The following is a 17,786-nucleotide window of genomic DNA, read 5'->3' as shown; positions in this document are numbered from 1 at the left end:
TCGGTACCGTCTCCGGGACACGTCCGGCCGGTTCCGGGCGGCCCAGAAGGAACGACGGAGCGAGTCCCGGACGCGGGACGGGGGAGGACGACGAAACATGGGAACCGAGCGCGCGGTACCGCGTGAACTGATCGCGGCTCTGCTGGCCGAGGGCGCGCAGGTCGTGCCGGGGCCGCCGGCGCTGCCGGTGCCGCCGGGAGCGGCGGAGGACGTGATCGCCGTCGCCCGGCGGGTGGCGCTGAACGGGTTGCCGTCGGGGCGTTGGCGGCCGGTGTCGTCGCCGGGGCTGCTGGAGCTCGCGGCGGCGATGGTGGTGGACGAGCACCCTTCGGCGCCGGGCTGGTCGGCGCAGGAGCGGGAGCGGTTCACCACGTGGGTCGCCGTGCTGATCGAGCACCGTGGCGAGGACGGCGTGCAGGACCTGGTCCGGGCGCTCAACGAGGAGCGGGACGCGGCCTGAGGACGGGCGCAGGGGCCCGCGGGGAAGGGACGTTGGCGCGGAGTTGGTGCATCCTTGGCGGCCGTTGACAGTCTGCTGTCACAGCCGCCGGGGGGATCCGGTCGGACTGTCCCTGACCCCGACCGCTCTGTGAGGTAGTGCGTGTCCCAGCAGCCTGTCGCCCCGACCGCCCCCGGCGTCCAGCAGCCCGCAGAGTCCGCCGCCCAGCCCGCTCCTGCCGTGAAGACCGCCGTGCAGCCCGCCACGGAGACCACCGCGAAGCGGGAGGGTCGCCCGACCCTCGACCCGCAGGACCTCGCCGAGATCCACCGGCTGCACGGCGGCTACCTGCTGAACGTCCTGCTGCGCACCACGCGCGGCGACCGCGGCAAGGCCGAGGACATCCTCCAGGAGACCCTGCTGCGCGCCTGGCAGAACCCGGAGGCGCTGAAGGCCGGGCCCGAGCACAGCCGCCCGTGGCTGTTCACGGTGGCCCGGCGGATCGCCATCGACCACTACCGGATGGCGGCCTCCCGGGCGCCCGAGGCGCTCGGCGAGTCGGTGGAGGACCGGCCGGTCGCCGAGGACCCGTACGAGCGGGTGGTGGCCTCCCGGGACATCGCCCTGGCGCTGCGGCGGGTGCAGAAGCACCACCGCGAGGTGCTGGTCGAACTGCACCTCAAGGACCGGTCGGTGGTGGAGGCGGCGGCGAAGCTCGGGGTGCCGCCGGGGACGGTCAAGTCCCGCAACTTCTACGCGATCCGCGCCATGCGCCCGGTCCTCGCGGCCGAGCACGGGTACGCCCCGAAGGCGGTCGAGCGCGGGTGCGCTCCCAGGGCCGTGGCGAGTTGACCGGTCGTCATGACCGGCGGTGCGTCAGCGCGTCCAACTGCTCCTCGATCGCGGTGACGAATTCGCCCATGGACGACGGCAGCCGGCCGTCCGCCCGGTAGCGGTCGAGCGCCGACCGAAGCCGCTCGGCGGCCTCCGGCGCCCGGCCGCGGCCGGCCAGGAAGGCGGCGTAGGACTGCTCCGCGAGGGCGAGGAGGTGCAGCAGTCCGGCCTCCTCACAGGCGGCGAGCGCGCGGCGCCAGGCGATCTCGCAGGCCTCCTCGTCGGCGACCGGCTGGAGGGCGTGGGCCTCGGTGAGCATCGACCAGAGGTGGCAGATCGTCACCGTCGAGCCGGGCAGCAGGTTCCGGGCCTCGCGGGCCTGCCGGAGGGCGCCCTCCCGGTCGCCGACCAGCAGGCTGACCTGGGAGCCGTGGGCGAGGGTGGCGGACAGGCGGTGGGGTTCGCCGGTGCCGGTCGCGTACGCGAGCGCGGCGGCGGTGAGCGCGGTGGCCTCGCCCGCGCGGCCGACGAGGGCGCTGGACACCGCGAGGGCGTTGAGCGCCCGCAGGTGGACGGCGCCGTCCTCGGGGCGGGTGCCGGCGAGGGCCTTGCGGCCGCGGTCGACCGCCTCCTGGTAGCGGCGCAGGCCGAGCAGGGCGCTCGCCTGGGCGACGCCGACCCGTGCGCTGCCCACCCGGTCGCCGCACCGCTCGGCGGCCTCCCGGCCCGCCGTCATGCAGCTCAGCCACTCGGTGAAGAGCCCGGCGGAGTAGTACTGCGGTTCGCTGGCAGCGGCCAGCCGCCAGGCCCGCGCCGGGTCGGTCCGGCCGGCTGAGGCGACCAGGGCGCGGACGGTCGGCTCCTCGGCCCGGAACCAGTCGATCGCGGCCCGGGGCCCGGCGGGTGCGGGGAGGGCCGGCGGGTGGTGGACGCTCCCGCCGTACGTCTCCTGGCCGGGCTCCAGGTGCTCGGCGCAGGCGCGGGAGGCCTCCAGGTAGTAGTCCATCAGCCGCTCCGCGGCGAGCTGTCGGTCCACCTCCGGGCGCCGGCCGAGCAGTTGCGCGCTGAACAGCTGCACGAGGCCGGACCGGCCGTACCGCCCGTGCCGGGTGCCGGTCAGCAGATGGTGGGCGGTGAGCTCGCCGAGCGCCCGCCGGGCGGTGGCCGGGTCGGCGCCGAGCAGGGCCGCGCTCGCGAGGACGTCCACCTCCGGGGCCGGGTGGGCGGCCAGGACGGTCAGCAACTCGGCCGCGTCCGGTGACAGTCGGCGGTGGGTGCGGCGCAGTTCGCCGGAGACGCCGAGGGCGCCGTCGCCCTCCAGGACGGCCAGCCGGGTGGGCTCGTCCGCGAGGTCGGCGACGAGTGCGGCGATCGTCCAGTCCGGCCGGGCGGCCAGCCGGGCGGAGGCGATCCGCAGGGCGAGCGGCAGGTGGTCGCAGAGCGCGGCGAGCCGGGCGGCGGGCTCCGGTTCGGCCTGCACGCGCGCGGGTGTCAGCACCCGCTCCAGCAGGCGCAGCGCGTCGGACCCGGGCAGTGGGGCCAGGCGCAGCAGGGCCGCCCCCTCGGCGGCGACCAGGCCCTCCAGGGGGCTGCGGCCGGTGACGACGACGGCGCAGCCGGGGCCGTGCGGGAGGAGGTCGGCGACCTGGTCGGCGTCGGCGGCGTCGTCGAGGACGACGAGCAGGCGCCGGTCCCGGGTCAGGCTGCGGTAGAGCGAGGCGCGCCCGGCCCGGTCGGCGGGGAGGGCGGGTTCGTCGACGCCCAGCGCGCGCAGGAAGGCGCCGAGCGTCTCGCCGGGGTCGGCCGGTCCGGCCGGGTCGAGGCCGCGCAGGTCGGCGTACAGCTGCCCGTCCGGGAAGCCGTCGGCCGCGGTGTGGGCCCAGGCGACGGCCAGGGCGCTCTTGCCGACGCCGGCCGGGCCGGCGACGAGGGCGAGGCCGTCACCGGTGCGGTCGGGGCCGCATTCGCGCTCCAGCCAGCCCAGTTCGGCCTCACGGGCGACGAAGTCGAGCGGGCGGCGGGGGAGGCGGCGGGGCACCGGGGCGCCGGCCGGCGACGACGGCACGACAGCGGAGTGCGCGAGCTCCGACGGGCCCTCCACCGGCCGCGTGGCCGCCAACCGCTCGCCCAGCGGCCGCCCGACCATCGGCACCGCCTCGATCAGCCGCCCGGCCGCCGCTTGCCCGCTCACCGTGTCGTCGTCGCCGGCCAGCACCTCGGTGAGTGCCGCCTGGAGCGCCGGCCCCGGCCGGATGCCGAGTTCGCCGTCGAGCCGGGCCCGCGCCTCGTGGTAGGCACGCAGCGCGTCGGCCGGCCGCCCGGCCTGGTGGAGGCAGCGCACCAGGAGCGCCGCCACCTCCTCGCGCAGCCCGTTCGTCCGCACGTTCTGCTCCAGGGACGGCACGGCCGCGGCGCCGGTGCCCTGCCGCAGCCGCAGCGCCGCCCAGGAGACGAGAGCTGCGGTCCGCGTCTGCTCCAACTGGCCCGCCACCGTGCCGCGCAGCGCGGTGTCCGGCAGGTCGGCGAGTGCCGGGCCCCGCCACAGCCGCAGCGCCTGCTCCAGCAGCGCGATCGCCTCGGCGAGCGCGGCGCCGTCGCCCGCCTCGGCGGCAGCGCTCTCGGCGAGGGCGGCGGCGCGGGCCGCCAGGTCGTCGAAGCGCAGCGCGTCCACGAGGTCGGCCGGTCCGGTCAGCAGATAGCCGGGTGCGCGGGTGTGCAGGACGAAGGGCCCGGAGGCGAGCAGCTTGCGCAGCGCGGCCACGTGTCCCTGGAGCGCGGCCCGCGCGCTGGCCGGCGGCCAGTCGTCCCAGAGGAGTTCGCAGAAGGCGTCCACGCCGACGACCCGGCCCAGGTGCAGCGCGAGCAGCACGAGAACGGCCCGCCGTTGTGCGCCCTGGAGTGCGACGAACCCGTCGCCCCCGGTCCGCAGCTCCACCGGACCGAGGAGTCGAATCCCCACGCGCCGCCCCACCTCGCCCCACGACTCCCGGACCGGTCGGTCCCGGGGTGGAGCAGTGTACAAAACGAATTCGTCCCCTTCCGGCGGGTGATCGAACGGCATCGAACCGGATCGAACAAAAAGCGATCATGATGGCACGAATCGCCGGAGTTCGCACCGGTGCGGAGCCCGGCCGATCGGGCCTATCCTCGGACGACTCGATCCACCCGCAGACGATCCACCCGCCGGCGAACGAGCCGATCAGCCAGACGAGGGGCCGCATGCGCATCGACCTGCTCGGACCGGTCGCCGTCCGGCGCGACGACGGGACGCTCGTCACGCCCTCGGCTCCCAAGCGGCGCGCCCTGCTCAGCGCGCTCGCCGTCCGGCTGAACCGGGTCGTGGCCACCGAGGAACTGATCGAACTGGTCTGGGACGGCGCGGCGCCGCCCACCGCCAGGGCCGCGCTGCAGGGCCATGTCGCCGTGCTGCGCCACACGTTGGGCGAGGAGCGAACGGCGGACCGCGGCGGCGAGCGCCTCGCGCTCGGCACCCGCGACGCCGGCTACGTGCTCACCGGCGAGCCCGACCGGGTGGACCTGGTGCGCTTCGCCGGCCTGTGCGAACGCGCCGGAGTCCTGCACCCGGACGGCCGGCACGGCTCGTTCGGCCCGTACCACCCGCAGGCCCCGGACGACGTGCGGGCCGCCGACGGCCCGTCGGCCGACCCGGCGCTCCCGCTGCTGCGCGCCGCCCTCGACCTGTTCCAGGGCCCCGCGCTCACCGACTGCGGCTCGGCCCTGCTGCGCGACCGGACCTCCCCGTACGTCACCGACCTGCGCCTGCGCGCCCTCGACCGGCTCGCCGACGGCCTGTGCCGGCAGGGCCGCGGCGGCGAACTCGTCGCCGAGCTCACCGAGGCCGTGACGGCGCACCCCACCCGGCAGGGCCCGGCCGCCCGGCTCGTCACCTGCCTCGACCAGGCCGGGCGGCGCGACGAGGCCGCGGCCTGGTACGGGCGGCTGGTCGCCCGCCTCGACGGCCCGCCGTCTCCCGAGCTGCGCCGCGCGGGCGAGCGCCTGAACCGCCCCGCCACCACCGTGACCGCGCCCCGCCCGAAGGTCGTACCGTCCCAACTCCCGCTCGCCGACCGCAGGTTCGTGGGCCGCGCGGCCGACCTGCGCCGCCTGGACGAGGCTCTCGCTCCCGCCCGCACCGGGCGGCCCGTCCTGGTCACCGGCCCGGCCGGGGCCGGCAAGACGGCCCTCGTGCAGCACTGGGCCGACCGGGCCGCCGGGCGGTTTCCCGATGGTGTCCTCCACGCCGACCTGGACGGCTTCGGCGAAGCCGGGCCCCGGGACCCGGCCGACGTGCTCGGCGACTTCCTCACCGCCCTCGGCGAACCGGCCGTCCCCGCCGCGCTCGGCGAACGCGTCCAGCGCTACCGCGAGCTGCTCGCGGGCCGCCGGGTGCTGGTGGTCCTCGACGACGCCCGCTCCGCGGAGCAGGTGACGCCCCTTCTGCCGGCCCCGCCCGCCGGGCCGTCCGAGCCCGCGCCCGTCACCGTCGTCACCAGCCGCCACCGCCTGCGCGACCTGCTCGTGCGCGAGGGCGCGGTTCCCCTGCAGGTCGACGCTCTCACCCCCGACGACGCGGCCGCCCTGCTCGCCCGCACCCTCGACCCCGCCCGGCTCGCCGCCGAACCCGCGGCGGCCGCCGAACTCGCCGAGCGCTGCGACCGCCTGCCGCTCGCCCTGCGCCTCGCCTCCGCCCGGCTGGCGGCCCGCCCCGGCTGGGGCCTGGCCGACCTCGCCGCCGAACTCGCCGACGACCAGGCCGCTCTGGCCACCCTCACCGGCACCGGCCGCGGCCCGCTCGGCATCGCCGCCACCCTCGACCGGACCCACCGCGCGCTCGACCCGGCCACCGCCCGGCTGTTCACCCTCCTCGGGCTCCACCCCGGCAGCGAGATCGCCACCGCCACCGCCGCCGCCCTCGGCGACCTGCCCGCCGCGCAGGCCCGCACCCACCTGGCCCGTCTCGACGCCGTGCACCTCCTTGAGGAGCACGCCCCCGGCCGCTACGCCCGGCGCGCGCTGGTCGGCCGCTACGCCGCCCGGCAGGCCGCCGACCTCGGGTGCGACGAACGACTCGCCGCGCTCGACCGGCTGATCGACCACTACCTCGACGCGACCGAGGCGAGGTCCGCCGAGGGCGGGGAGGGCACGGCCTGGTTCCGGCGGGAGGAGAGCGCCATCCGCGCGGTCGTGCTCTGCGCCGAACAGCACGGCCGCACCGCCGGGGCCTGGCGGCTCGCCCACCGCGCCGCCGCGTTCTACGAGCGCGCCGCCCACGGGCACGCCGGTCACGGGCGCACCGGCCACGGCCTCCCGGGCGGCGAGGGCGGTGAAGGCGTCGAGCACGACCGCGCCCGCTGGCGCGCCACGACGGAGGCCGGTCTGCGCGCGGCCCGTTCGGCCGACGACCCGGAGGCCGTGGCCAGGCTCTCCACCGACCTCGCCGTCCTCCTCGTCGACCGCGGCGCCCGCCGCACCGCGGTCGAGCACCTCGACCGGGCCGTCACCACCACCGGGGACCCGCTCCTGCGCCTGCTCTGCCGCGCCCGCGTCGCCCGCGCGCTCGTCCGCGCCGGACGGCACGACCGGGCCGTCCCGCTGTTCACGGACGTCGTCGCGGCCGCCCGCACCCCCGAGGCCGCGCACCTCCTCGCCGCCGCCCTCGTCGACCTGGCCGACGCCCTCGTCCTCGCCGGATCCCCGAGCCAGGCACTCGCCCACGCCGACGAGGCCGTCCGGCTCGCCGCCGCCCACACCGCCGACGCCGTCCGCGCCACCCACGCCCGGGCCCGCGCCCTGCACGCCCTCGGTCGCGTCGGCCTGGCCCTCGACTGCGCCGAACTGGCCGTCGTCCTCGGCCGGACGCTCGCCGACACCGTGCTCCAGGCCGACTCCCACGCGCTGCTCGCCGACCTGCTGGGGACGGTGGGCCGCACCGGCGACGCGGCCGCCGCCCGCCGCCGCGCGGACATGCTCCTGTCGGGCGCCGCCTGAGCCTGCGCCGCCCGCCGGGGCGGCGCACCTCCACCGGCCCCAGTTCCGCCTCTCCGCCCAGTTCTGCCCATCCCAATTCCGCCCCTGAGCAGTTCCGCCCGCGTGCGAACAGGCAGAACTACCGGCAGTTCTGCCATCGGCGCCGTGTACCCGCCCGGCCGGTCGCCCGTTGGCCCGTCTGGTCGCCACGGCCCTTGGCACACGCACTGACCAGCAGTGCCGTGGCACCGGGCCCGCGTGAAACCGTGCATACTTCTGCCTGCGTGTAGTGGTTGAGGCACAAACAGTGGCAGAACTACCGGCAGGTTCAGGGGTGGAGTCGATGAGCGACGCGGTCGCCGGGGGCATGGAGTTCTCCGGCCTGCTGGCCGGGTACCGGGTGCGGGCGGGTCTGACGCAGGAGGAACTGGCGGAACGCTCCGGCGTGAGCCTGCGGGCCCTCGGCGACATGGAGCGCGGACGCACGCGCGGGCCGCAGCGCCGCACCGTGCAGGCGCTCGCCGCGACGCTGGGCCTCGACGCGGCGGACACGCTGGCTCTGGAGCGGGCCGCCCAGTCCGGACGCCCGCGCGGCACCCGCGCGACCGTCCCCGCGCAGGCCGGCCCCAAGACGCCGAAAGCCGCCGAGGCCGATCAGGCGTCGGCGCCCGCCGAGCCCGCGCCCGCCGAGTCCGCGCCCGCCGCGCCCGCGCTCGCGCCCGCACCGGTGCTCCCCGGCGCCCTCGCCCTCCCTCGGGACATCGCCGACTTCACCGCCCGGGAGGACGTCCTCGCCCGCCTGGACGAGCTGGTCCGGGAGGACGACCCGGCCCATCCCCGGGTGCTCCTGGTCAGCGGCCAGCCGGGCCTGGGCAAGACCGCCTTCGCCCTGCACGCCGCCCACTCCCTCGCCGACCGGTTCCCCGACGGCCAGCTCTCGCTCGACCTCGCCGGCATGGCCCCCACCCCGCTGGCCGCCCGCGACGCGCTCGGCCAGGTCCTGCGCGCCCTGGGCGTCGAGGACGGCGCCGTCCCGGCCGGTACGGAGGAGCGGGCCGGACTGTTCCGGGCCCTGGTGCGCGAGCGCCGGCTCGTCCTCGTCCTGGACAACGCCGCCGACGAGGCGCAGGTCCGCCCGCTGCTGCCCGGCTCGGGCCCGGCCGTGACGATCGTCACCAGCCGCAACGCCCTGCCCGGCCTGGAGTCGGTGCACCGCCTGCGCCTGGACGCCCTCGCGCCCACCGAGGCGGCCGCGCTGCTCGCCCGGATCGCCGGCCGGAAGCGGATCGCCGCCGAACCGGACGCGGTGGCCGAACTCGCCCGCCTGTGCGGCTACCTTCCGCTCGCGCTGCGGATCGCCGGTCAGCGCCTGGTGGCGCGCGAGCAGCTGCCGGTGAGCCGCCTGGTCCGGCAGCTCGCCGCGGAGGAGAACCGGCTGGACCTGCTGGAGACGGGGGACCTCGCCGTCCGCCCGGCCTTCGCCCTGTCCTACCGCCGGCTACCGGCCGAGTCCCAACTGGTGCTGCGCCGCTGCGCGTTGACCGCAGGGCCGGACTTCACCGCGCCCGTCGCCGCGATGTACGCCGGGCTGTCCACGGTGCGCACCGAGCGCTGTCTGGAGGAGCTGGCGGACGCCGGGCTGGTCCAGCTCGCCACCCCGGAGCGGTACCGCCTGCATGACCTCGTCCGGCTGTACGCGGGGGAGCGGCTGGCGGCCGACGAGAGCCCCGAGGAGGTGCGCGCCGCCGAACTGGCCGCGGCCGGGCTGCTGCTGGCGCGCGCCTCGGCGGCGGGCCTGCGGTTCGTTCCGGACAGCACCGGCGAGGAGGTGCTCGGCGATCCCGATCCGGCGACGGCGCCGGTGACGACCGCGGACGCGACGCGCTGGCTGGAGGAGGAGCACCCGGAGTGGCTGGCGGCCATGTACCGGGCGGCCGGGGCAGGCCGGCACCGCGAGGTGGTGGACACCGCCGAGGCGATGCACTGGTTCTCGGACCGGCTGCTGAGCTGGGACATCTGGGGCGAGGTCTTCCAGCTGTCCGTCGACTCCGCGCGCGCCCTCGGCGACCGGCACGCCGAGACCGTCCACGTGAACTACCTGGCCTGGACGAACGTCACCTGTCTGCACCGCTACCAGCGCGGCATCGAACTGGCCGGAGAGGGGCTGGAGCTGGCCCGCGAGCTCGGCGACCGCGAGCAGGAGGGCTGGGCGCTGACCTACCTCGGCAGCGGCCTGCGCAGGCTGCACCGGTACCAGGAGGCCACCGACTCCTACCGCCGGGCGGCGGAGGCCTTCGCGTCCGTGGACAACCGGGCCGCCCGGATCGGACGGCTGGTCACGCTGCGCGGCGCCGCCACCTGTCTGCGCGAGTCGGGCCGCGCGGAGGAGGCGGTGGAGTCCCGCCGGCTGGCGCTGGCGGGCGCCCTGGAACTGGTGGAGCGCTGGGAGTCGCCGCTGATGCACTTCTTGTCGGCGATGACGGCCTACGAACTGGGCCTCGACCGCGCGGCGCTGAAGCAGTGGCCGGCCGCCGAGAAGGCCTACCGCCAGGCGCTCACCCACTACGAGGCGATCGGCCGCCCGGACAGCATGACGAAGACCCTGACCGAGCTCGGCACGGCCCTGATCGAGCAGGGCCGCGCCGACGAGGCCCGTGAGCTCCTCACCGAGGCGCTCACGGACCTCAGCGCGGACGGCCGCCCTGGCCGCCGCCGGACGGGCACGGCGGCCGTCGGAGGCTGAGGCGCCGCGCCCGTCACCGGACGGGCCGCGTCAGATCCGGCTGTCCTCGACCGCCGGGATCGTGGTGTCGGGCACCGAGGGGGCCGTGCCGTTCGGCACCGCCGAGCGGACGTTGGCCCGCGGCGCGGCGGCGGCCGGCTTCTTCCCGCAGAACGCCGGCTCCAGCGCGCCCATCAGGCCCTGCGTCACCGAGCCGTTGTTGGAGGCGTTGGCGAACACGACGACCGTGCGGTGCCCGTCCGGCGTGGTGAACGACTGGGTCTGGTAGCCCTGGACGATCCCGCCGTGCCCGTACACGTCGCCGCAGGTGAGCGAGATGCGGCGCAGCCCGAGGCCGTAGGAGATCTTCGCGCTCGGGGTCGGGATCGCGGCCTCCATCTGCTTGAGCGAGTCGTCGGAGACGAGTCCGCCGGAACTGCCGGCCATGAGGGCGGTGAGGAAGGTGTCGAGGTCCTGGGCGGAGGAGGTGACCGCGCCCGCGGCCCAGACCCAGGAGCCGGTCTGCTCGGTGGAGTCGAGCAGCGGCTTGGTGCGGTCGTCGTTGGTGAGGTAGCCGGTGACGTGGGCGCCGCGGATCTTCGGGTCGGGGACGACGAAGGAGGTGTCGCGCAGCTCCAGCGGGTCGAGGATGCGCTCCTGGAGGACGTCGGCGTAGGGGCGGCCCGTGAGGTTCTCGACGGCGAGGCCCATGAGCACGAAGTCGGTGTTGGAGTACGAGTACTTGGTGCCCGGCGCGTACTGGACGCCGTGCTTGACGGACATCGCGACGAGGTCGCGCGGGGCGTAGACGTTGGTGCGGATGCGGGCCTCGAACGCGGCGGTGGTCTCCTCGCCGGGCTGTTCGAGGAGGTCGTTGGTGTGGTCATAGATCCCGGCCCGGTGCTCCATGACCTGGCGGCCCGTCATGGTCCAGCCGTCGGGCAGGGTGCCGGCCGGGAGGTAGTCGCGCAGGGGCTTGTCGAGGTCGATGAGGCCCTGCTCGGCGAGCTGCATGACCAGGACGGACGCGAACATCTTGCTGTTGCTGCCGACCCGGAAGCGCCAGTCGGCCTTCATCGGGGTGCCGTCGAGGTCGGCCTTGCCGACCGTCAGCGTCCGGTCGAGCGACGGGTCGTCGTGGTCGCGGACGACGGCGAAGGCGCCGGGCGCGCCCGCCTTCATCGTGGTCTGCAGGGCGGTGAGCACCGCGGCGGTGTCGGGTGCGGGTGCGGTCGGGGTGCCCTGGTCGGCGGCGGCGTGGGTGGCGCCGGTCGCCATCAGGACGACACCGGCGGCGGCCACGGCCAGGGGGCGCAGGAGCCTGATCTTCGCCATGTTCCTCAGTTCTTCGTTCGGCTGACGCGGCGTCGGTCCGCGCGGTTCGAAGATCCACTATCTCCGCCCGGGGCCTTCGCCGCAATGTGAGCGATCGGTGAACGCGATCGACTCCACAATCCGTTTCCCGAACGGCGGCCAAGGCTTTACCTGCTGGGATCTACCCGCGTAAACCAATGAGCCGCATGCTTGTTCGGCACACCTCAAGCACCCCCGTGCGCACGTCGAGCACGCTCGTGCGCACCTCCAGCACGCCCGTGCGCCCCCACAGCCCCCACCTCACCCGACGTGGAGTCAGCATGCCCCTGTCCCGCATCGCCCGCCGCGCCTGCGCCGTCCTGCTGTCCGCCGCCGCCGTGGTGCCGATGGCCGGCACCGCTCAGGCCACCGCCGTCGCCGGCGCCTACTCGGCCGTGGTGTTCCCGGACCAGGACCACAGCCTGGTCCACGACTTCATCAACTCGGCGACGAAGTCCGTCGACGTGACGATGTACGAGCTGCGCGACACCGCCGCGGTGAACGCCCTGATCGGCCGCAAGCAGGCGGGCGTCAAGGTGCGGGTGATCCTGGACGCCAAGCACACCTCCGTCAACGGCGCCGCGTACTCCGCGCTCAAGGCCGCGGGCGTCGGCGTGACGTACTCCTCCTCGGCGTACGTCTACACCCACCAGAAGACCGTCACCGTGGACGGCGCCAAGTCCCTGATCCTGACGGGCAACCTGGACGCCACCTACTACTCGTCCAGCCGCGACTACGGCGTCTTCGACTCCGACGCGAACGACGTCGCCGCGATCGAGCAGGTCTTCGCCGCGGACTACGCGAAGACCTCGATCACCCCGTCGGACGGCGACAACCTGGTCTGGTCGCCCACCGACTCGCAGGACCGCCTGCTCGCGCTGATCAACGGCGCGCAGACCTCCCTCGACGTCCAGGAGCTGGAGTTCGGCGACCAGGCCCTGGTGGACGCCGTCGCCGCCGCCGCGAGCCGCGGCGTCACCGTGCGCGTGGTCGGCATGAACCCCGACACCTACGGCAGCTACTTCGACGAGGTGACGACGGCCGGCGGCAGGATCGTCACGTACTCGTCCACCACGGGCCTGTACATCCACGCGAAGGCGATCGTCGCGGACTACGGCACGTCGACGGCCAAGGTGTTCGCCGGCTCGGAGAACTTCTCCGACAACTCGCTGAACAACAACCGAGAGCTCGGCCTGATCACCACCGACTCCGGCGTGCTGAGCACGATCGAGTCGACCTTCGCCACCGACTTCGCCAACGGCCAGCCGTACTGAGCAGATCCGGCCGCCCCCCGCGGATTCCGCACCAGGTACCGCCTGCCCCACGCAGAACACCCGGGAGAGCCGCCCGGCGCACCGCCGCCGGCCGGCCTCCCTCCGGACCGTTCCCGTCCCCCGTGAGGACTCGTCATGCCTGAGCCCGTCAAGCCCCGTCCGCGCACCCGCCTGCGCACCCGCCGCACCGCGACCGCCGTCGCCTCGGCGACCGCCCTCGTGGCCGCCTCCGCCGGCCTGTGGGCCGTCACCGCTCCCGCCGCGCAGGCGGCCGCGCTGCCCGCCCCCGACCACGTGATCGTGGTCGTCATGGAGAACCACGCCTACAGCCAGGTCATCGGCAGCACCAGCGCGCCGTACATCAACTCCCTGGCCAAGGGCGGCGCGACGCTCACCCAGTCGTACGCGATCACGCACCCGAGCCAGCCGAACTACTACGCGCTGTTCTCGGGCTCGACGCAGGGCATCACCGACGACAGCTGCGTGAACGTCGGCGGCCTGCAGGCCCCGAACCTCGCCTCCGAGCTCACCGCCGCCGGGAAGAGCTGGGGCAGCTACAACGAGTCCCTGCCCGCTCAGGGCAGCACGGTGTGCAGCAGTGGAAACTACGCGCAGAAGCACAACCCGTGGTTCGGCTTCGGCAACGTCGCGCCGAACTCGGCCCGCACCTTCGGCCAGTTCCCGACCGACTACACCACGCTGCCGAAGGTGTCCTTCGTCGTGCCGAACCTGTGCAACGACATGCACGACTGCTCGGTCAAGACCGGTGACACCTGGCTCAAGACCAACCTCGGCGCCTACGCCACCTGGGCAGCGAGCCACAACAGCCTGCTCCTCGTCACGTTCGACGAGGACAACCGCCTGGCCGGCAACCGCATCCCCACCGTCGTCTCCGGCGCCCACGTGGCCCCCGGCAGTACCTCCGCCACCACCTACAACCACTACGACGTCCTGCGCACCCTGGAGGACCTGGCCGGCCTGACCACCCACGCGGGCAACGCGGCCAACGGCAGCGACATCTCCGGCATCTGGAACTGACCCACCCCGCACGCCGTGCGACACCGGGGTCCGGCACCACGCGGTGCCGGACCCCGTTCCCCCGTGCCGGCCGTGGATCAGCCCGGCAGCTGGCCGGAGCAGTTCGCCTCCCAGTTGTTGAACTCCGCCGCGGACGGGTCGTGGGCGTGGTTCGCGGCGTAGGCGGCCTGGCTCATCGCGGTCTTGAGGGAGCCACCGGTGAGCGGGCCGACGACGCCGTCCGGCTGCAGGCCGTGCGAGCCCTGCCAGTTCCGCACGGCCTGGTCGGTGAGCGGGCCGAAGTGCTGGTCGACGTCGAGGCCGGCGCCGTTCACGTCGTCGAGGGCGCGCTGGAGACAGGCGACGGCCGGGCCGTAGCTGTTGAGGGCGAGATTGCCCGCGGCGTTGGCGACGCCCGCGGTCAGGCCCACGACGGCGGCCGCGCCCACGGCCAGGGTGGCGGCGCGACGGGTCCAGGTGTGCTTGCTCATGGTCGGAATCTCCTCGGTCATCGGGAATCGCGGGGCCGACGGCCCGTCACGGGTGCGCTTGCGCATCTGCTGCCGGGCCGGCTCGGTGGTGCCGTTGACGACCTTGCGTCAGCCGGGGCCCCGGGACCAGGAATTCGATCCTGGGCGAATCCCTTGCCGCCGCCCGTCCGTCCGGCCGAGGATCGTGCGGTGCTGAGGATCCACTTCACCGAGCAGGACCTGGCGCTCACCCGGGTCGCCCCGGCCGCCGACATGTCCGCGGAACTGTCTCTGAGCCTCCACCTGCTGGCCACCGGCCGGCCCGAGAGCAGACTCGGCCAGTGGCGCGAACAGCTCGCGCGGCGCTGGAAGCCGCGTTCGGCGATGCTCTTCGACCTGTTCGCGCCGACCGACCTCCCGGAGTTCCTGACCGTGCGGCGGGACGGCCGCGACACCGCCGAGGCCACTGCGGACGGCGTGGGCCACGGTGGGGGCGACTACCTGCGGGGCCTCGGCGGCCTGCGCCGCCTCACACCGTTCGCCCGGGACCTCGCGTCCGGCGAGCGCAGGTCCCGGCTGCTGCTCGGCGACCTGACGGCCGAGTACCAGTCGGCGGCGATCACACCGTACTGGGAGCGGATCGACGCCGCAGTGGCGGCCGAACACCGTCACCGTACCCGCCAGTTGGCCACCGCCGGCCTGGACGAGGTGCTGTCCACCCTGCACCCGGCCGCCCGCTGGCACCACCCGGTCCTGAGCCTGCCGCGCGCGGACCACTGCCTGACCGAACTCCACCTGGCAGGCCGTGGTCTGGTGCTCCAGCCCGCCGTCTTCGCCTCCGGCGGCCTCCTGGTGATCGCCGGCTTCGACGACCCGGCCGGTCAACCCGTTCTCGTCTACCCCGTCCCACCCGACCGGCCGCTGCTCACCGACGACGGGACGGCCCCACCTCCGGCGCTGACCGCCCTGCTCGGCCGCACCCGAGCCGCCGCCCTGGCAGCGCTGGCCGCCCGCGGCCCCCTCAGCACCACCGACCTGGCCACCGCGCTCGCCGTAGCCCCCGCCACCGCGAGCCAACACGCGACGATCCTCGCCGATGCGGGGCTCACCACCAAACAACGCCGAGGCGGCACGGTCGTCCACCACCTCACCCTCCTGGGCGAGGTCCTCCTGAACGGAGGCGTGGAAGACGCGGCCGAGAACGCATCCCGCCTGTTGGTGGGCGGCGGGGAGTGAGCGACGACGACGCCGCGGGCCCTCCGGGGCTGATCCGCAGGACGCGTCCTGGGTGCCCGGAGCCGGTCACCGTCCGGGCTTCGCCGTGACGTGCGGGCCGTGGTAAGCATGGCGCGTGCGCTTCGATTCCGTTCCGATGCCGCCGGCCGTCGAGGGCCGGCCCCGTGATGTGCGTGGGTATCCCGTGCCGGCGATCACTCCCTGGGAGGGGGATGAGCCGCAGTTCGCGTTGACCGACTACGGGCGGAGTGCGAACTGTGCGCTGGAGCGGCGGTGTTCGGTGTGTGACGAGCTGATGCCGCAGGGGCCGGTGTGGCGGGTGGTCGGCGCGGCGGAGAGCGCGGCGATCGCGGATGCGCTGGCGGCCGGGCGGCCGTACCGGAACCTCGCGCCGACGATGGAGGGGCCGGGGCACCGGGCGTGCATGCTGTACGCCTCGATGGTCTGCCCGTACCTGGCCCGGCCCAACGCCCGTCGGCGCACCACGGCGGACGGCGCCCCGGACGGGCTGACGTCGGCCGTCGTCCGGGGCGCCGTGCGCGGTGGTACGGGTGCGGTGGTCGGGTACGGCGACTACGAGTACGGCGTCACCGGCACCCGGGTGCTGTTCCGCTTCCTCGACGTGGTCGAGTACCTCCCGCACGAGAACGCGGAGGAGCACCTGGCCGAGCTGCGCGCCGAGTTGGCGCGCAGCCCCCGGGGCTGAGGCGGGATCACGGACGGAAGGCCGGCAGGCCCTTGAACGTGGAGACGGGGGTCGGGGCGGCCGAGCCGTCGGCGGGGAGGGTGCTGATACCGTCCGGGGTGCGGACGGCGATGGTCTTCCCGTCCGGGGACCACGCGGGCTCGGTGTAGTCGGTGGTGGCCGACGGGGTGAGGTCCTTCTCCTTGCCCTGGTTCTCGGCGTTCTTCGAGAACAGGTGGTCGTGCCCGTTCACGGAGCGGACGAAGACGACCTGCTCGCCGTCGGGGGAGAGGGCCGGCTGCGAACCCTTGCCCATGTCGCGGGTGTTGGGCCGGATGTAGTCGTCGTAGATGTAGACCTCGCCGCCGGGCGTGTTGGCGTACGCGACCTCGCCCCGCTTGCCGCCGGCGTTCGACCAGGTGTTGCCGGTCTTGGGCGGCTGCGGGATGGCGGGGCCGCCGCCGTCGGAGATGGCGGGCGTGAGCTCCTGCGGGGCTGTGCCGCCCTTGGCGGGGACCGTCCGCATCGTCAGGACGTTGCCCTTGGACGACGAGAACACGATGTTGTTGAAGTGCTCCAGGAAACCGGGGCTGTCCGTGACGCCGGCGCTCGGCTCGGCGTGCTGCCAGCTCGGGTGGGACCAGGTCTCGCCACCCGGGTTCTTGGCGAGGACGACCTTGTTGCTGCCGTCCGGGTTGGTGGTGACGAGGTCGCCGTCGCCGTTGATGAAGGCGGCGTGCTTGCCGTCGGGGGACCACGCGAGGTCGCGCACGACCGTGCCGAAGTCGACGGTGGCGCCGTTCATCACGACGGTCTGGGTGCCCGTGCTGATGGTGAGGTGGTTGGCCGCGCTGGTGCCGTTGACCTCCTTGGCCGCGCCGGAACCGCCCGTGCTGCCGGTGCTGCCCGTGCCGCCGCTCTTTCCCGGCGCCGGGCTGCCCGGCGCGGCGGTGGCGGGCGCGGGGTCGTTGCCCGTGTCGTTGGGACCGCAGGCGGAGACCAGGACAGTACCGGCAGTGGTCATCAGGGCTATCGCGGCGACGGTGCCGAACCGGTTGCGGACTGCGGTGCGAACGGACATCTTCCAGGTCCCCCTCGTGCGTTGCTCGTTTACAGGCAGGAGCCTCGCAGTCGCAGTTCCGCGCCACGTCGACGACGTGTCACAGCCGTGGAACAGCCCCACCGGCGGGGAACTCCGCGCTATCGTCCTTGTCGGAACGCGGCGGGGCGTGACGGCCCGCCACGTCCGCCCGTCTGTCCGGACCGGGAGGGGAGACCGCGATGACCGCCGCCCGCAAGCCCGCCGAACTGCTGGAGTTCTCCGACGACCTGCACGTCGAGGACGTCGACCCGTTGCGGACGTTCCTGGCCGCCAGACTGCGCGAGATCGTCGCCGCGCAGCCCGACGGCAGTGACGCCCATTTCGCCGCCGAGCGCCTGGAGCAGCTCACCTCGGCCGACTGCATCCAGCTCGCGGACCTCCTGGTGGCCTGGGAGGTCGTGTTGGAGGAGGAACGGACGGAGGAGCCGGGCGAGACCCAGCGGCTGCGCCAGGACGTGTCGATCTGGTGGGCGCGGCTGTGCCGGACGGCCGACCGCTTCCGCGACCACCCGGACCACGATCCGCGGTGGCGCCGACTGGACTACATGAACCTCTGGCACGCGGAGTTGATGGCGGGCCTGACGGATGCCGCCGGCGGCGTGTACGGCGACGGCGCCCACCCCTGACCCGGGCCCCGATCCGCCCCGCTGACCCGGGCCCCAGCAG

General features: G+C 74.9%; 13 protein-coding genes. 9 read left to right on the top strand and 4 right to left on the bottom strand.

The window, feature by feature from the left end:
* The first annotated feature begins 97 nt into the window (after positions 1-97).
* Positions 98-460: a hypothetical protein gene (locus tag AB0C76_RS03175; protein ID WP_359958793.1), complete on the top strand. Its 363-nt coding sequence runs from the start codon at positions 98-100 to the stop codon at positions 458-460.
* A 141-nt stretch (positions 461-601) separates the two neighbouring features.
* Positions 602-1,291, top strand: coding sequence for a sigma-70 family RNA polymerase sigma factor (locus AB0C76_RS03170; RefSeq protein ID WP_359958790.1), 690 nt, complete (start codon positions 602-604; stop codon positions 1,289-1,291).
* A 7-nt stretch (positions 1,292-1,298) separates the two neighbouring features.
* Here AB0C76_RS03170 and AB0C76_RS03165 read toward each other — a convergent pair whose 3' ends face one another.
* Complete coding sequence (locus tag AB0C76_RS03165; RefSeq protein WP_359958787.1) at positions 1,299-4,232, bottom strand: AfsR/SARP family transcriptional regulator; 2,934 nt, start codon at positions 4,230-4,232, stop codon at positions 1,299-1,301.
* A 260-nt stretch (positions 4,233-4,492) separates the two neighbouring features.
* On the opposite strand from AB0C76_RS03165, the gene AB0C76_RS03160 reads away from it, so the two are divergent.
* Positions 4,493-7,282, top strand: coding sequence for a BTAD domain-containing putative transcriptional regulator (locus tag AB0C76_RS03160; RefSeq protein ID WP_359958784.1), 2,790 nt, complete (start codon positions 4,493-4,495; stop codon positions 7,280-7,282).
* A gap of 322 nt (positions 7,283-7,604) precedes the next feature.
* Complete coding sequence (locus AB0C76_RS03155; protein WP_359958781.1) at positions 7,605-10,004, top strand: tetratricopeptide repeat protein; 2,400 nt, start codon at positions 7,605-7,607, stop codon at positions 10,002-10,004.
* A gap of 30 nt (positions 10,005-10,034) precedes the next feature.
* On the opposite strand, the gene AB0C76_RS03150 is transcribed toward AB0C76_RS03155, so the two are convergent.
* The gene (locus tag AB0C76_RS03150) at positions 10,035-11,318 is read right to left on the bottom strand and encodes a serine hydrolase domain-containing protein (protein ID WP_359958778.1); all 1,284 of its coding nucleotides are present in this window, start codon (positions 11,316-11,318) and stop codon (positions 10,035-10,037) included.
* Positions 11,319-11,617: 299 nt separating this feature from the next.
* Between AB0C76_RS03150 and AB0C76_RS03145 the strand changes: the two genes are divergently transcribed.
* Together AB0C76_RS03145 and AB0C76_RS03140 are read left to right on the top strand one after the other, a co-directional pair.
* Positions 11,618-12,610 (top strand): phospholipase D-like domain-containing protein, encoded by a 993-nt coding sequence (locus AB0C76_RS03145; protein ID WP_359958776.1) that lies wholly within the window; start codon positions 11,618-11,620, stop codon positions 12,608-12,610.
* Between the two features lie 135 nt (positions 12,611-12,745).
* Positions 12,746-13,648 carry an alkaline phosphatase family protein gene (locus tag AB0C76_RS03140; protein WP_359958773.1) on the top strand — a complete coding sequence of 301 codons (903 nt, stop codon included), beginning with the start codon at positions 12,746-12,748 and terminating at the stop codon, positions 13,646-13,648.
* A gap of 77 nt (positions 13,649-13,725) precedes the next feature.
* On the opposite strand, the gene AB0C76_RS03135 is transcribed toward AB0C76_RS03140, so the two are convergent.
* A complete protein-coding gene (locus AB0C76_RS03135; protein ID WP_359958770.1) occupies positions 13,726-14,118 on the bottom strand; it encodes a peptidoglycan-binding domain-containing protein in 393 nt (130 codons plus the stop codon).
* A 189-nt stretch (positions 14,119-14,307) separates the two neighbouring features.
* Here AB0C76_RS03135 and AB0C76_RS03130 point away from each other — a divergent pair, with 189 nt between their 5' ends.
* Positions 14,308-15,333, top strand: a complete 1,026-nt coding sequence (locus AB0C76_RS03130) for a hypothetical protein (RefSeq protein ID WP_359958767.1) — start codon at positions 14,308-14,310, stop codon at positions 15,331-15,333.
* Between the two features lie 280 nt (positions 15,334-15,613).
* The gene (locus AB0C76_RS03125; protein ID WP_359958764.1) at positions 15,614-16,039 is read left to right on the top strand and encodes a hypothetical protein; all 426 of its coding nucleotides are present in this window, start codon (positions 15,614-15,616) and stop codon (positions 16,037-16,039) included.
* Between the two features lie 7 nt (positions 16,040-16,046).
* Here AB0C76_RS03125 and AB0C76_RS03120 read toward each other — a convergent pair whose 3' ends face one another.
* Complete coding sequence (locus AB0C76_RS03120) at positions 16,047-17,099, bottom strand: hypothetical protein (RefSeq protein ID WP_359958761.1); 1,053 nt, start codon at positions 17,097-17,099, stop codon at positions 16,047-16,049.
* Between the two features lie 200 nt (positions 17,100-17,299).
* On the opposite strand from AB0C76_RS03120, the gene AB0C76_RS03115 reads away from it, so the two are divergent.
* The gene (locus AB0C76_RS03115; RefSeq protein ID WP_359958759.1) at positions 17,300-17,746 is read left to right on the top strand and encodes a hypothetical protein; all 447 of its coding nucleotides are present in this window, start codon (positions 17,300-17,302) and stop codon (positions 17,744-17,746) included.
* The last annotated feature ends 40 nt before the right edge of the window (positions 17,747-17,786 follow it).

It is taken from the genome of Kitasatospora sp. NPDC048722 (assembly GCF_040650235.1).
In the GTDB taxonomy this organism is placed as follows: Bacteria; Actinomycetota; Actinomycetes; order Streptomycetales; family Streptomycetaceae; genus Kitasatospora.
This window is presented reverse-complemented; position numbering and strand designations above follow the sequence as displayed.